This window comes from Streptomyces spectabilis (assembly GCF_008704795.1).
Lineage (GTDB): Bacteria > Actinomycetota > Actinomycetes > Streptomycetales > Streptomycetaceae > Streptomyces > Streptomyces spectabilis.
Genome location: NZ_CP023690.1, coordinates 8,265,634 through 8,282,357, shown reverse-complemented (window position 1 = coordinate 8,282,357; position 16,724 = coordinate 8,265,634). Strand labels below are relative to the sequence as shown.

Genomic DNA, 16,724 nt, shown 5'->3' with positions numbered 1-16,724 from the left:
TGGCGCCTCGGAGCCTCGAACCCGGGCTCAGACAAGCCCCAGTTCGTCGTCGATGAAGTCGAGGACTTCGTCGGCCGAGGCGGATTCCAGCTGGTCCGCGACCGTGGCGGCGTCCGGCTGCCCGAGCACTCCGTTGCACCTGGCCACCAGGCCCTGAAGGCGGAGCGCGACAGCGGACTTCATGGCCGCGTCGAGGGGCAGCCCACCGATCAGCGCCTCCACGTCCTCGATGCCCGCGTGCACGCGGGCGAGCACGTCGTCGCCGACGCCCAGTTCGTCGCGCAGATGGCGGGCGAGGACCAGCGGGTTCGGCTGGTCGAAGACGAGCGTGGCGGGCAGCTTCAGGCCGGTCGCCTCGCGCAGCCGATTGCGCAGCTCCACCGAGGTGAGCGAGTCGAATCCGACGTCCTTGAACGCCGTGTCCGCCCGTACGCCGCCCGGCCCGCTGTGCCCGAGCACGACGGCGGCCTGCGTACGCACCAGGTCGAGCAGCAGGGCCTCCTGCTCCGCCTCGGCGAGCCCGGCCAGGCGGCGGACCAGCTCGCCCTCGCTCGCGGACGTCGCCCGCGCCTGCTGCCGGGCCGCGGGCACGAGGCCACGCAGCAGGGCCGGTACCCCGCCGCCGCCCGCAGCACCGGCCCGTACGCCCTGGAGGTCCAGCTTGACCGGCACGAGCAGCGCCCGCCCGGACGCCACGGCGGCGTCGAACAGCTCCATGCCTTCGGCGGGCTTGATCCCCACGACACCGGTACGGTTCGCGCGCCGGCTCATCCGCTCCTGGTCGGCCGTGCTGAGGTGGGTGGTCATGTGGGTGGCGTGCTCCCAGGTACCCCAGGCCAGCGAGAGGCCGGGCAGACCCGCCGCCCTCCGGTGCGCCATCAGCCCGTCCAGGAACGCGTTCGCCGCCGCGTAACCACCACTGCCCGCCCCCATGAACACGGACGACGCCGACGAATAGACGACGAACGCCTTCAGATCCAGGCCGCGCGTCAGCTCGTCGAGATGCCGCACCGCCTCCACCTTCGGCGCGAACACCCCCTTCAGCCGCTCCGGAGTCAACGCCCCGACCACACCGGCATCGAACACACCCGCCGTGTGGACGACACCCGTCAACCGGTGCTCGTGCCCCTCCGGTACGGACCCCAACAGGGCCTTCACCTGCTCACGGTCGGAGACGTCACACGCGACGACCGACACCGCCGCGCCCAACCCGGTCAGCTCGGCCACCAACTCCGGCACGCCGTCCGCTTCCACACCCCGCCGACTGGCAAGCACCAAGCTGCGCACCCCGTGCCGGGTGACGAGATGGCGGGCCACCAGCGCGCCCAACGACCCGCCACCCGAGACCAGGACGGTACCCTCCGGCCCGAACACCGGCGCCCTGTCCGGCACTCGATCCGGCACGCGGGCGAGCCGAGGCACGGAGAGAGTCGCCCCGCGCACGGCGATCTGGGGCTCGCCGCTGGCCAGGACCGCGCCCAGGACCGCGCCCGGAACGCCGTCCTCCGTGGGGTCGGTATCCACCAGGACGATCCGGTCCGGGTTCTCGGACTGCGCGGCACGCACCAGACCCCACACCGCCGCTCCCGCCGGGTCGGTCACCGCTCCACCGCCCGCAGCCACCGCACCCCGCGTCACCACCACCAACCGCGACTCCTCAAGATCCGCCTCCGCCAACCACGCCTGCACCACCCCCAACACCCGGGTGGTCAGGGCCAGTACCGCGTCCACCTCATCGCCACCGACAACCTCCAAGACGCCCACCACCGGGACGTCGGCGCTTCCGGCCAGGGCCACCACCTCCTCCGCGGTGGCCACGGTCTTCCACGTCGGCGCGGGCTCCCCCACCGGGGCCGGGGGCAGCTCGGTCCAGTCCACGTGGAAGAGCGAGTTGGCGACCGTGGCCTCCGTCGCCGCCCCCAACTGCTCCGCCGACACCGGCCGGGACACCAGCGAGTCCAGCGTCACCACCAAGCCACCGGTCTCGTCGGCGGCTTGCACGGACAGCGCGTCGGAGCCGCACGGGGCGACCCGTACGCGCAGCGCCGCGGCACCGGCGGCGTGCAGCACCAGGCCGTTCCACGCGAACGCGAGGGTCGGTTGCCCGGAGTCCTCCGCCGTCGGGTCCGCCGCGGCGGCGAACGTCCCGACCTGAAGGGCCGCGTCCAGGAGCGCGGGGTGGATGCCGTACCGGCCCGCCTCCTTACGCTGCTCCTCCGCCAGCCCGACCTCCGCGAACACCTCGTCGCCGCGCCGCCACGCTGCCCGCACGCCCTGGAACGCGGGACCGTAGCCGAAACCGCGTGCGGCCAGGCCGTCGTAGAAGCCGCCCGGCTCCACCTCGACCTTCCGCGCGCCGGGCGGCGGCCAGGCGGCGAAGTCGTACCCCTGCTCCTCCCCCGGCAGGGGTGTCGCTTGCGATGCCGTCAGGAGTCCGGTGGCATGCCGTGTCCATGTGTCGGCGCCGGCGTCGCCCTCGTGTTGGGAGTGCACTTCGAGTGTGCGCGCGCCGGTCTCTCCCGGTGCGCCCACCGCGACCTGCACCCGTACGCCGCCGTGCTCGGGCACCACCAGCGGCGCCTCGACCACCAGCTCTTCCAGAGTCCCGCACCCGGTCTCGTCCCCGGCTCGCACCGCCAGCTCCACGAGTCCCGTACCGGGAAAGATGACCGTATCCCCGACGGCGTGATCGGCGAGCCAGGGGTGGGAGCGGAGCGAAAGGCGGGACGTGAAGACCAGGCCGTCGGCGTGCGGCAGCCGCACCACCGCGCCAAGGAGGGGATGATCGGCCGCCGTCTGCCCCAGCGAGGCCGCGTCGGTTGCTGTCTCGTCCGGCTTGAGCCAGTAGTGGTGGTGGTCGAAGGCGTACGTCGGCAACTCCACACGCGCGGTCCCAGCCCCGGCCCCGGCTCCGGCCCCGGCGGGCAGCACGGCCGCCCAGTCCACGGCCACACCCCGCACGAACAGCTCCGCCATCGAGGTCAGCAGCCGCCGCAGGCCGCCCTCCTCACGCCGCAGCGTGCCCGCGACCACCACTTCGGTGGCGGTGTCCGTCCCGTCGACGATTTCGGTGACGGGCTGGACCAGTACGGGGTGGGCGCTGACCTCCACGAACACGCCATGGCCCTGCGCGAGCAGCTCGGCCACGGCCGGGCCGAACCGCACCTGGCCCCGGAGGTTGCGGTACCAATACCGGGCGTCCAGCATCCCGGCGTCCTCCACCCAACCACCGGTGACGGTGGAGTAGAACGGCACCACCGGGGCTTTCGGGTTGACCCCGGCCAGGGCTTCGGCAAGGGCGTCGCGGATGTCCTCGACGTGGCGGGTGTGCGAGGCGTAGTCCACGGCCACGCGCCGGACCCGCACGCCGTCATCGGAGAGCACCTGGAGGACCTCGTCCAAGGCCTGGGCATCACCGGCGACCACCACGGACGACGGCCCGTTGACGGCCGCGACCTCGACCCGGTCCGACCAGGGCCCCAGACGACCGGCCGCCTCCTCCTCGCTCAGCGCCACCGACGCCATGCCCCCACGACCAGCGAGCCGCGCCGCGATGGCCTGGCTGCGCAACGCCACCACCCGAGCCGCGTCCTCAAGGGACAGCGCACCCGCCACACAGGCCGCCGCAATCTCACCCTGCGAATGCCCCAGCACCGCGTCCGCTTCGACCCCGACCGACGCCCAGACCGCCGCCAGACCCACCATCACCGCGAAACTCGCGGGCTGCACCACATCCACCCGCTCAAGCAACTCGGGCTCGACCTCACCCCGCAGTACGTCGACCAGCGACCAGTCCACCCACCGCTCCAAAGCGGCCGCGCACTCCCCCACCCGCTCGGCGAACACCGGCGAGCAGTCGAGCAGCTCACGGCCCATCCCCACCCACTGCGAACCCTGACCCGGGAACACCCACACCACCTTGCCCGGGTCACCGGAACCGGCGACGCTCCCCGACACGACGTCCGGGACGCTCTCGCCCCGCGCCAGCGCCCGCAGCCCGGTGAGCGCGTCCTCGGCCGAACCCGCCACCACCACCGCGCGATCGTCCAGCAACGCCCGGCCCGACACCAACGCCCCGGCCACACCGGCCAACGGCACCCCCTCGGTGGCCTCGACGTACGCCGCGAGGCGCGCGGCCTGCCCCGAGAGTGCCGCACGGCTCCGTGCCGACAGCACCAACGGCGCCACACCCACCCACACCGGCTCCTCCGAAACCGGCTCCTCGGGCACCTCCTCAAGGATCAGATGAGCGTTGGTCCCGCTCACACCGAACGAGGACACCCCAGCCCGGCGTGGGTGCGCGGCGCGCGGCCATGCGCGCGCCTCCGTCAGGAGCTCGACCGCGCCCGTCGACCAGTCGACCTCGGTCGTGGGCTCCTGGACGTGGAGCGTGGGCGGCAGGACGCCGTGCCGCAGCGCCTGCACCATCTTGATCACGCTGCCCACGCCGGCGGCGGCCTGCGTATGACCGATGTTCGACTTCAACGAGCCGAGCCACAGGGGTTGGTGGGCGTCCCTGTCGCGCCCGTATGTGGCGAGGAGCGCCTGGGCCTCGATGGGGTCGCCCAGGGCCGTTCCCGTGCCGTGGCCCTCCACCGCGTCCACGTCGGACGGGGAGAGGCCCGCGTTCGCCAGGGCCCGGCGGATCACCCGCTGCTGCGAGGGACCGTTGGGGGCGGTCAGGCCGTTGGAGGCGCCGTCCTGGTTCACCGCGCTGCCCCGGAGGACCGCGAGGACGCGGTGGCCGCGCTCCCGGGCCATCGAGAGGCGTTCGAGCACGACCACGCCCGCGCCCTCGGCAAGGCCCATGCCGTCGGCGCCGTCCGCGAACGCCTTGCACCGCCCGTCCGTGGCCAGGCCCCGCTGCCGGGAGAACGCCACGAAGTTGCCGGGCGTGGCCATCACCATCGCGCCACCGGCCAGAGCCATCGAACAGTCGCCGTGCCGCAGCGCCTGCGCGGCCAGATGGATCGCGACCAGCGAGGACGAGCACGCCGTGTCCACCGTCACCGCGGGACCCTCGAAGCCGAACACGTACGACACCCGACCCGACGCCACGCTGGGTGTCGCGCCCGTGCCCGCGAAGCCCTCCGACTCCGGTGTCACCACCCCGGCACCGGCCCCGTAGCCCTGACTGGAAACGCCGGAGAACACCCCGACGTCGGTGCCCTTCAGCGACAGCGGATCGATGCCCGCGTGCTCAAGCGCCTCCCACGAGGTCTCAAGAAGCAGCCGCTGCTGCGGATCCATGGCGAGGGCCTCACGCGGTGAGATGCCGAAGAACCCGGCGTCGAAGAGACCTGCCCCGCGCAGGAAACCGCCCTGCCTCGTGTACGACGTACCGGCATGGTCGGGATCCGGGTCGAACAGCCCCTCCAGATCCCAGCCCCGGTCGTCCGGGAAGTCGGAGACCGCGTCGACGCCGTCGGCCACCAGCCTCCACAGCTCGTCCGGCGACGACACACCACCCGGATACCGGCACGCCATCGACACGATCGCGATCGGCTCCCGCGCCTGGTCCTCGACCTCGCGCAGACGCTTGCGGGCGTCGCGGGCGTCGGCGATGGCCCTCTTGAGGTAGTCGCGGAGTTGTACCTCGTCAGCCACTGAATTCAGCTCCCAGGAATTCGATGCGTGCGCTTGCTGTGGATGCGGGTCGGTCGGTCGACGTGCCGTACGGGTGCTGCTCGGTCGAGCCGTGTTCAGTCGGGTCCCGCTCGGTCGGGTCCTGCTCGGTCGGGTCCTGCTCGGTCGGGTCTGCCCGGTCGGGTCCGCTCGGTCGCGTCCCGGAGCCGAGCCCTGTTCAGTCGAGCCGGTCGAAGATCGCGAACAGCTCCTCGTCGCTCGCGGTTTCGAGATCGTCGTCGGCGCCGTCCACGGAGTCCGGTGCCTCGTTCCGGCGTCCCGCCACTTCGGTCACCTCCGCCGCCTCTGCCGCCTCTGCCGCCTTCAGGAGTTCCCGCAGGCGTACGGTGATCCGGTCGCGGGCCTCCGCGTCGCCCGCCGCCGTCTCGATGGCCGCCTCCAGTCCGGCGAGCCCGGCAAGGACCGGGTCGGCGGGGGACGCGCCGCCGACAGCGAGTTCGTCGAGCAGGTAGGCCGCCAGGGCGAGCGGGGTCGGGTGGTCGAAGACCAGGGTGGCGGGCAGCTTCAGACCGGTCGCCCCGCGCAGCCGGTTGCGCAGCTCCACCGCCGTGAGCGAGTCGAACCCGGCTTCGTTGAACGCCGTGTCCGCCCGTACGCTCCCCGGGCCGGTGTGCCCGAGCACGACCGCGGCCTGAGTGCGTACGAGGTCCAGCAGGAACTTCGTACGCTCCGCCGCGGGCAGCCCGGTCAGACGGTCGGACAGCCGCTGGCGATCGCCGTCGGCGCCTGCCGACGCCCGCGCCGGTTGCCGGGACGCGCGGACGAGGCCGCGCAGCAGGGGCGGCGTCCCGCCCCCGGCCGCCGCGTCCGCACGCGCCTCCCGCAAGTCCAGCTTGACCGGGACCAGCAGCGGCCGCCCGGACGCCACAGCGGCGTCGAACAGCTCCATGCCCTCACCGGACTTGAGCGCCAGGACTCCCCCGCGTCCCTCACGTCGGCTCATCCGAGTCCTGGTGAGGTCGTCGATGGTGTCCGCCATGCCGGTGGTCTGCTCCCACGGGCCCCAGGCCAGCGAGAGGCCGGGCAGACCCGCCGCCCGCCGGTGCGCCATCAGCCCGTCCAGGAACGCGTTCGCCGCCGCGTAACCACCACTGCCCGCCCCCATGAACACGGACGACGCCGACGAATAGACGACGAACGCCTTCAGATCCAGGCCGCGCGTCAGCTCGTCGAGATGCCGCACCGCCTCCACCTTCGGCGCGAACACCCCCTTCAGCCGCTCCGGAGTCAACGCCCCGACCACACCGGCATCGAACACACCCGCCGTGTGGACGACACCCGTCAGCCGACGCTCACGATCGCCCGGCACGGCCGCCAGCAGGTCCCTCACCTGGTCACGGTCGGACACGTCGCACGCCACCGCCGACACCGCCGCGCCCCGCTCGGTCAGCTCGGCCACCAACTCCGGTACGCCGTCCGCTTCCACACCCCGCCGACTGGCAAGCACCAGGCTGCGCACCCCGTGCCGGGTGACGAGATGGCGGGCCACCAGCGCGCCCAACGACCCGCCACCCGAGACCAGGACGGTACCCTCCGGCCCGAACACCGCCGCCTCGTCCGGCGCTTGATCCGTCGCGCGGGCGAGCCGAGGCACGGACAGGGTGGTGCCGCGGAGGGCGATCTGGGGCTCGTCGGTGGCGAGCACCGCGCCCAGCACCGAATCCAGTACGGAACCCACCTCGACACCGGCAGCAGTCGGGTCAAGGTCCAGCAAGACGATCCGGTCCGGATTCTCCGACTGCGCGGCCCGCACCAGACCCCACACCGCCGCACCCGCCGGGTCGGTCACCGCTCCACCGCCCGCAGGCACCGCACCCCGGGTCACCACCACCAGCCGCGACTCCTCGGAGGTCACCCCGGCCAACCACGCCTGCACCACCCCCAACACACCCGAAGACAAGGCAAACACCGCGTCCTGTCGGTCACTACCGAAGGCCTCCAACACCGCCGCCGACGGCACAACCGCACCCTCCGCCACCTCCTCCACCAACACCGCCACCTCATCAGCAGCAACCACCGGCATCCACGACAGAGCCGAACCAACCCCCTGCACCGGAGGCAACTCGGTCCACTCCACATGGAAGAGCGAGTTGGCGACCGTGGCTTCCGTCGATGCCCCCAACTGCTCCGTCGACACCGGACGGGACACCAGCGAGTCCATCGTCACGACCAGGCCACCGGTCTCGTCCGCCGCCTCGACCGACAGCGCGTCCGGCCCACTGGGCACGACACGCACCCGCAGCGCCGAGGCACCGGCCGCATGCAGCACCAGGCCGTTCCACGCGAAGGCCAACACCGGCTCTCCAGAGGCCTCCGCCGTCGGGGCCGCCGCAGCGCCGAAGGTCCCGGCTTGAAGGGCCGCGTCCAGGAGCGCGGGGTGAATGCCGTACCGGCCCGCCTCCTTACGCTGCTCCTCCGCCAGCCCAACCTCCGCGAACACCTCATCGCCACGCCGCCACACCGCCCGCACACCCTGGAACGCCGGACCGTAGCCGTAGCCGTGCTCGACCAGGCCGCCGTAGAGGTCCCCGATGTCGACGGGCTGCGCTCCCGGCGGCGGCCAGGCGGCGAAGTCAAAGCCGGTGCCGGTGCCAGCGGCGTCCGACCGGGCCGTGGCCGACAGCGAGCCGGTGGCGTGCCGCGTCCATGTGTCGGCGCCGCCGTCGTCCTCGCGCTGGGAGTACACCTCCACCGTCCGCGCGCCGGTCTCGCCGGGTCCGCCCACCGCGACCTGCACCCGTACGCCGCCGTGCTCGGGCACCACCAGCGGTGCCTCGATCACCAGCTCTTCCAGAACCCCGCACCCGGTCTCGTCACCGGCTCGCACCGCCAGCTCCACGAGTCCCGTGCCCGGCAGGATCACCACACCCCCGATCGCATGGTCGGCGAGCCAGGGCTGCGTCCGCAGAGACAACCGTGAGGTGAAGACCAGGCCGTCCGACTGCGGCAGCCGCACCACCGCGCCAAGGAGCGGGTGATCCGCCGCCGTCTGCCCCAGCGAGGCCGCGTCGGATGCCGACTCACCCGGCTTGAGCCAGTAGTGCTGGTGGTCGAAGGCGTACGTGGGCAGCGCCGCAAACTCTGATCCGGTCCCCGCGGGCACGATCGCGGACCAGTCCACGGCCACGCCCCGCACGAACAGCTCCGCCATCGAGGTCAGCAGCCGCCGCAGGCCCCCTTCGTCGCGCCGCAGCGACCCGGTCACCACCGCCGCACTGTCGGCGTCGTCGACGATCTCGGTGATCGGCTGGACCAGGACGGGGTGGGCGCTGACCTCCACGAACACCCCGTAGCCCTGCGCGAGCAGATCAGCCACCGCCGGGCCGAACCGCACCTGGCCCCGCAGATTCCGATACCAGTACCGGGCGTCCAGCACCCCGGCGTCCTCCACCCAACTGCCCGTGACAGTCGAGTAGAACGGCACCACCGGGGCTTTCGCACTCACCCCGGCCAGGGCTTCGGCGAGGGTGTCGCGGATGTCCTCGACGTGGCGAGTGTGGGAGGCGTAGTCCACGGCCACGCGCCGCACCCGCACCCCGTCCTCAGCGAGCACCTGTAGAACCTCGTCCAGAGCCTCGGCGTCGCCCGCGACCACCACGGAAGACGGACCATTGACGGCCGCGACCTCAACCCGACCCGACCAGGGCCCAAGACGCCCGGCCACCTCCTCCTCACTCAGCGCCACCGACGCCATGCCCCCACGTCCAGCGAGCCGCGCCGCGATGGCCTGGCTCCGCAACGCCACCACCCGCGCCGCATCCTCAAGCGACAGCGCACCGGCCACACACGCGGCCGCGATCTCCCCCTGTGAATGGCCCAGTACCGCATCCGGGATCACTCCCATGGATGCCCACACCGCCGCCAACCCCACCATCACCGCGAAACTCGCGGGCTGCACCACATCCACCCGCTCAAGGAACTCCGGCTCGACCTCACCCCGGAGTACGTCGACGAGGTCCCAGTCCACCCACCGCGCCAAGGCGGCCGCGCACTCCCCCACCCGCTCAGCGAACACCAGCGAAGAATCGAGCAGCTCACGGCCCATCCCCACCCACTGCGAACCCTGCCCCGGGAACACCCACACCACCTTGCCGGGTGCGCTCGAACCCCCGCTTCCTGACACCAGGTTCAGGTCACTCGCACCCCGCGCCAACGCCGTCAGCCCGGCCAGTGCCTCCTCGTCCGATCCGGCCACCACCACCGCACGCTCGCCGAACACCCCACGCCCCGACACCAACGCCCCGGCAACACCCGCCAGCGTGACGCCACCGGCACCGGACTCCACGTACGACGCGAGCCGACCGGCCTGACCCGCCAGCGAAACGGCACTGCGCGCCGACACCACCAACGGCACCACACCCACCGGCAGCGACTCCCTAACGACCGACTCCTCAACGGCCGACTCCTCAGGCGCCTCCTCCAGAATCAGATGCACATTCGTCCCACTCACACCGAACGACGACACACCCGCCCGCCGCACACGCCCACCGCGCGGCCACTCCCGCGCCTCCGTCAACAGCTCCACCGCACCCACCGACCAGTCCACTTCCGTCGTGGGAGCCTGTGCGTGCAGCGTGGGCGGCAGGACACCGTGGCGCAGTGCCTGCACCATCTTGATGACGCTGGCCACGCCGGCGGCGGCCTGGGTGTGCCCGATGTTGGACTTCAACGAGCCGAGCCACAGCGGCTGTTCCGGGTCCCGGCCCTGCCCGTACGTCGCGAGCAGCGCCTGCGCCTCGATCGGGTCACCCAAGGCCGTCCCGGTGCCGTGGCCCTCCACGACGTCCACGTCCGCGGGGGTGAGTCGCGCCGTGTCCAGGGCCCGGCGGATCACTCGCTGCTGCGCGGGGCCGTTGGGGGCGGTCAGGCCGTTGGAGGCACCGTCCTGGTTCACCGCGCTGCCCCGCAGTACGGCCAGGATCCGGTGCCCGCGCTCGCGTGCCATCGACAGGCGCTCAAGGAGTACGACGCCGACCCCCTCCGCGAGCCCCATGCCGTCGGCGCCGTCCGCGAACGCCTTGCACCGGCCGTCGTCGGCCAGGCCGCGCTGCCGGGAGAAGGCCATGAAGGCTCCGGGCGTGGCCATCACCATGGCGCCACCGGCCAGAGCCATCGAGCACTCGCCCTGCCGCAGCGCCTGTGCGGCCAGGTGCATCGCCACGAGCGAGGACGAGCACGCGGTGTCGACCGACACGGCCGGGCCTTCGAAGCCGAAGGCGTACGACACCCGGCCCGACGCGACGCTGCCCGCGAGCCCCGTGCCCGCGAAGCCTTCCACTTCCGGGGCGATCACTCCGGTGCCGTAGCCCTGACTCGCCACACCGGTGAAGACCCCGACGTCGGTGCCCTTCAGCGAGCCCGGGTCGATCCCGGCCGCTTCCAGGGCCTCCCACGAGGTCTCCAGGAGCAGCCGCTGCTGCGGATCCATGGCGAGGGCCTCACGCGGTGAGATGCCGAAGAACCCGGCGTCGAAGAGACCTGCCCCGCGCAGGAAACCGCCCTGCCTCGTGTACGACGTACCGGCATGGTCGGGATCCGGGTCGAACAGCCCCTCCAGATCCCAGCCCCGGTCGTCCGGGAAGTCGGAGACCGCGTCGACGCCGTCGGCCACCAGCCTCCACAGCTCGTCCGGCGACGACACACCACCCGGATACCGGCACGCCATCGACACGATCGCGATCGGCTCACCCGTGTCGGCCACCACGGCGGTCGGGGGTGCGGACTCGGGTGACACGTCGCCGAGTGCGTCGCGCAGATGGCGGGCCAGGGCGAGTGGGGTCGGGTGGTCGAAGACGAGCGTGGCGGGCAGCTTCAGGCCGGTGGCCTCGCGCAGCCGGTTGCGCAGCTCCACCGCCGTGAGCGAGTCGAACCCCGCGTCCCTGAACGCGATCTCCGTCTGTACGCCCCCCGGCCCGGTGTGCCCGAGCACGACCGCGGCCTCGGTGCGGACCAGCTCCAGGAGGAAGGCCTCCTGTTCGGCCGCCGCGAGCCCGGCGATGCGGGCGGACAGTCGCCGGTGCTCGTCGCTGGTGTCCGCCGCCCGCGCGAGGTGACGGCCCGCTCGTACGAGGCCGCGCAGCAGAGGGGGCACCACCCCGCCGTTCGCCGTGTCGGCGCGCAGTCCACGCAGGTCCAGTTTGACGGGCACCAGCAGCGACTGCCCGGACCCCGCGGCGGCGTCGAACAGCGCCATGCCCTCGGCCGCCGCGATCGCCTGCACGCCACCGCGGCTCGCCCGCGCCCTGTCGACGCTGCTGAGGTGCCCGGCCATGCCGAGGCTCTCCTCCCACAGGCCCCACGCCAGCGACAGGCCGGGCAGGCCCGCAGCCCGGCGGCTGGCCATCAGGCCGTCCAGGAAGGCGTTGGCCGCCGCGTAGCTGCCCTGGCCCGCGCCGCCGGACAGGCCCGCCACGGACGAGAACACGATGAACGCGTCGAGGTCCAGGTCGCGCGTCAGCTCGTCGAGGTGCCGCACCGCCTCCACCTTCGGCGCGAACACCCCTTTCAGCCGCTCCCGGGACAGCGCCGCGATCAGCCCGTCGTCGAAAACGCCCGCCGTGTGGACGACACCCGTCAACCGGTGCTCGTGCCCCTCCGGTACGGACTCCACCAGAGCCTTCACCTGCTCGCGGTCGGAGACGTCACACGCGACGACCGACACCGTCGCGCCCAGCCCGGTCAGCTCGGCCACCAACTCCGGCACGCCGTCCGCGTCCACGCCACGCCGACTGGCGAGCACCAGGCTGCGCACCCCGTGCCGGGTGACGAGATGGCGGGCCACCAGCGCGCCCAACGATCCGGCGCCCGAGACCAGGACGGTACCCTCCGGCCCGAACACCGCGGGACCGTCCGTGACATGACCGGCGACACGGCCGAGCCGGGGCACGGAGAGGGTCGCCCCGCGCACGGCGATCTGGGGCTCGCCGCTGGCCAGGACCGCGCCCAGGACCGCGCCCGGAGCACCGTCCTCTGTGGGGTCGGTGTCCAGCAGGACGATCCGGTCCGGGTTCTCGGACTGCGCGGCCCGCACCAGACCCCACACCGCCGCTCCCGCCGGGTCGGTCACCGCTCCACCGCCCGCAGGCACCGCACCCCGCGTCACCACCACCAACCGCGACTCCTCAAGAGCCGCCTCCGCCAACCACGCCTGCAATACCGCCAGCACCTGGGAGGTGAGGGCCAGTACCGCGTCCTCCTCATCGCCTCCGACAACCTCCAGGACCCCAACCGCCGGGACGTCGGCGCTTCCGGCCAGGGCCACCACCTCCTCCGCGGTGGCCACCGGCACCCACAGCGGGGTCGGCTCCAGCACTTGCGGCGACGGCAACTCGGCCCACTCCAGCTGGAACAGCGATTGGGTGACCGTGGTGTCCGTCGCCGCCCCCAACTGCTCCGTGGACACCGGACGGGACACCAGCGAGTCCATCGTCACGACCAGGCCACCGGTCTCGTCCGCCGCCTCGACCGACAGCGCGTCCGGCCCACTGGGCACGACACGCACCCGCAGCGCCGAAGCACCGGCCGCATGCAGCACCAGGCCGTTCCACGCGAAGGCCAACACCGGCTCCCCAGAGACCTCCCCCGTCGGATCCGCCGCCGCGCCGATCGTGCCCGCCTGAAGCGCCGCGTCCAGGAGCGCGGGGTGAATGCCGTACCGACCCGCCTCCTTACGCTGCTCCTCCGCCAGCCCAACCTCCGCGAACACCTCATCGCCACGCCGCCACACCGCCCGCACACCCTGGAACGCCGGGCCATAGCCATAGCCTCGCTCGGCCAGCGCTTCGTAGAAGCCCCCCACCTCGACCGGTTGCGCGCCGCGCGGCGGCCAGACGGTGAAGTCGACGCCGCCGTTGCCACCCGGCCGTGCCTCTGCCGAGAGGAGGCCGGTGGCGTGTCGCGTCCATACGTCAGCCTCGTCGCTGGTGTCCTCGCGCTGGGAGTACACCTCTACCGTGCGCGCACCGTTCTCCCCCGGGCCTCCCAGCGACACCTGCACCCGCACACCACCGTGCTCGGGCACCACCAGCGGCGCCTCGACCACCAGCTCTTCGAGAACCCCGCACCCGGCTTCGTCACCGGCCCGCACCGCCAGCTCCACCAGACCGGTGCCCGGTACGAGCACCGCATCGCCCACTCGGTGGTCGACCAGCCAGGCATGCGTCCGCAACGACAGACGTGAGGTGAAGACCAGGCCGTCGGACTGCGGCAGCCGCACCACCGCACCCAGCAACGGGTGATCCGCCGTCGCCTGCCCCAGAGAGGCCGCGTCAGTGGCTTGCGCGGCCGGCTTGAGCCAGTAGTGCTGGTGGTCGAAGGCGTACGTCGGCAACTCCGGGCGCGCCGACCCGGCCCCTGCCCCAGCAGGCAGCACGGCCGCCCAGTCCACGGCCACGCCCCGTACGAACAGCTCGGCCATGGAGGTCAGCAGTCGCCGCAGGCCCCCTTCGTCGCGGCGCAGCGACCCGGTCACGACGGCGTCGACACCGCTCTCGTCCACAGCCTCGGTCACCGGCTGGACCAGGACGGGGTGGGCGCTGACCTCCACGAACACACCATGGCCCCGCGCGAGCAGCTCGGCCACGGCCGGCCCGAAGCCCACCTGACCCCGAAGGTTGCGGTACCAATACTCGCCGCCCAAGACCCCGGCGTCCTCCACCCAACTACCCGTGGCAGTCGAGTAGAACGGCACCGCCGGAGCTTTCGCACTCACCTCGGCCAGGGCTTCGGCGAGGGTGTCGCGGATGTCCTCCACGTGGCGGGTGTGGGAGGCGTAGTCCACCGCCACGCGCCGCACCCTCACCCCGTCATCGGAGAGCACCTGGAGCACCTCGTCCAGGGCCTCGGCATCGCCCGCGATCACCACGGACGACGGCCCGTTGACGGCCGCGACCTCAACCCGGTCCGACCAGGCCTCCAGACGACCGGCCGCCTCGCCCTCGCTCAGCGCCACCGACGCCATGCCCCCACGTCCAGCGAGCCGCGCCGCGATGGCCTGGCTGCGCAAGGCCACCACCCGAGCCGCGTCCTCAAGGGACAACGCACCGGCCACACAAGCGGCCGCGATCTCCCCCTGCGAGTGACCGAGCACCGCATCCGGCTTCACTCCCACGGACGCCCACACCGCCGCCAACCCCACCATCACCGCGAAACTCGCGGGCTGCACCACATCCACCCGCTCCAACAGGCCGGGCTCGACCTCACCCCGCAATACATCCACCAGCGACCAATCCACCCACCGCCCCAGGGCAGCAGCACACTCCCCCACCCGCTCAGCGAACACCTCTGAGCAGTCGAGCAGTTCACGCCCCATCCCCACCCACTGCGAACCCTGCCCCGGGAACACCCACACCACCTTGCCCAGCCCACCCGAAACAGCACTGCCGGACACCAAATGCGGATCACCCTCCCCCCGGGCCAACGCCCGCAGCCCGGCCAGAGCCTCCGCAGACGAGTCGGCCACCACCACCGCACGCTCACCAAGAACCGCCCGCCCCGACACCAACGCCCCGGCGACCGAGGCCAGCGACACCCCGTCGTCGCCGTCGGACTCCAGACGCGCAGCCAGCCGCTCCGCCTGGCCCGCCAGCGATGCCCGGCTCCGCGCCGACACCATCAGCGGCACCACGCCCACCGAAACCGGCCCCTCCGACACCGGCCCCTCGGGCGCCTCCTCCAGAATCAGATGCGCGTTCGTCCCGCTCATGCCGAAGGCGGACACCCCGGCGCGGCGCGGGCGCCCGACGCGCGGCCACTCCCGCGCCTCGGTCAGCAGCTCCACCGCGCCCTCGGACCAGTCCACCTCGCCCGTAGGCTCGGCCACATGCAGGGTCGCCGGGAGGAGCCCGTGCCGCAGCGCCAGGACCATCTTGATCACACCGGCCACACCGGCGGCCGCCTGAGCGTGACCGATGTTGGACTTCAACGAGCCGAGCCACAAGGGCTGTTCCGGTTCACGGTTGCGCCCGTACGTCGCGAGCAGCGCCTGCGCCTCGATCGGGTCACCCAAGGTCGTGCCGGTCCCGTGTCCCTCCACCGCGTCCACATCGGCCGGGGAGAGGCCCGCGTTCGCCAGGGCTCCGCGGATCACCCGCTGTTGCGCGGGGCCGTTCGGGGCGGTCAGGCCGTTGGAGGCGCCGTCCTGGTTCACCGCGCTGCCCCGCAGCACGGCCAGGACCCGGTGACCACGCTCCCGCGCCACCGATAGACGCTCCAGGACCACCACACCCACACCCTCGGCCCAGCCCGTGCCGTCGGCCGACGACGAGAACGCCTTGCACCGCCCGTCAGGCGCCAGACCCCGCTGCCGGGAGAACTCCACGAAGGCGCCGGGCGTCGCCATCACCGTCGCACCACCGGCCAGGGCCATCGAGCACTCACCCTGCCGCAGCGCCTGCGCCGCCAGGTGCATCGCCACAAGCGACGACGAACACGCCGTGTCCACCGTCACCGCAGGACCCTCGAAACCGAGCACATACGACACCCGGCCCGACGCCACACTCGTCGAGCCGCCGGTGCCCGCGAAGCCTTCCACCTCCGGCGTCACCACACTGGCTCCCGGGGCGACGTACCCCTGTGTGAACACCCCGGAGAACACCCCGACATCGGCGCCCTTCACCGAACCCGGGTCGATCCCGGCCGCCTCCAGCGCCTCCCAGGAGGTTTCGAGCAGCAGCCGCTGCTGCGGGTCCATGGCGAGGGCCTCACGCGGCGAGATGCCGAAGAACCCGGCGTCGAAGAGGCCCGCCTCATGCAGGAAACCTCCCCGCCGCGTGTACGACGTACCCGCGCTCTCGGGCTCCGTGTCGAAGAGGCCCTCCAGGCCCCAGCCCCGGTCCTCGGGGAAGCCCGACACCGCGTCCCGGCCCTCGGACACCAGCCGCCACAGATCCTCCGGGCCCGCCACTCCGCCCGGCAACCGGCACGCCATCCCCACGATCGCCACCGGCTCGCGGGAGGCGTCGCGGAGACGGCGGTTCTGCTGCTTCAGCGAGCCGACTTCCTCCAGCGACTTCCGTAGCGCCTGGACGACTGTTTCATACGACGCGCTCACTTGAGTTCCCCAATCAGCCAGCGGTTTC

At 72.6% G+C, this 16,724-nt stretch carries 1 protein-coding gene and 1 pseudogene; both read right to left on the bottom strand.

The window, feature by feature from the left end; translation table 11 throughout:
• Positions 1 to 270 precede the first annotated feature (270 nt).
• Positions 271 to 5,706 (bottom strand): annotated as a pseudogene (locus CP982_RS35265) (type I polyketide synthase); the annotation flags it as partial.
• A 97-nt stretch (positions 5,707 to 5,803) separates the two neighbouring features.
• Positions 5,804 to 16,696, bottom strand: a complete 10,893-nt coding sequence (locus CP982_RS35260; RefSeq protein ID WP_150514171.1) for a type I polyketide synthase — start codon at positions 16,694 to 16,696, stop codon at positions 5,804 to 5,806.
• Positions 16,697 to 16,724 lie beyond the last annotated feature (28 nt).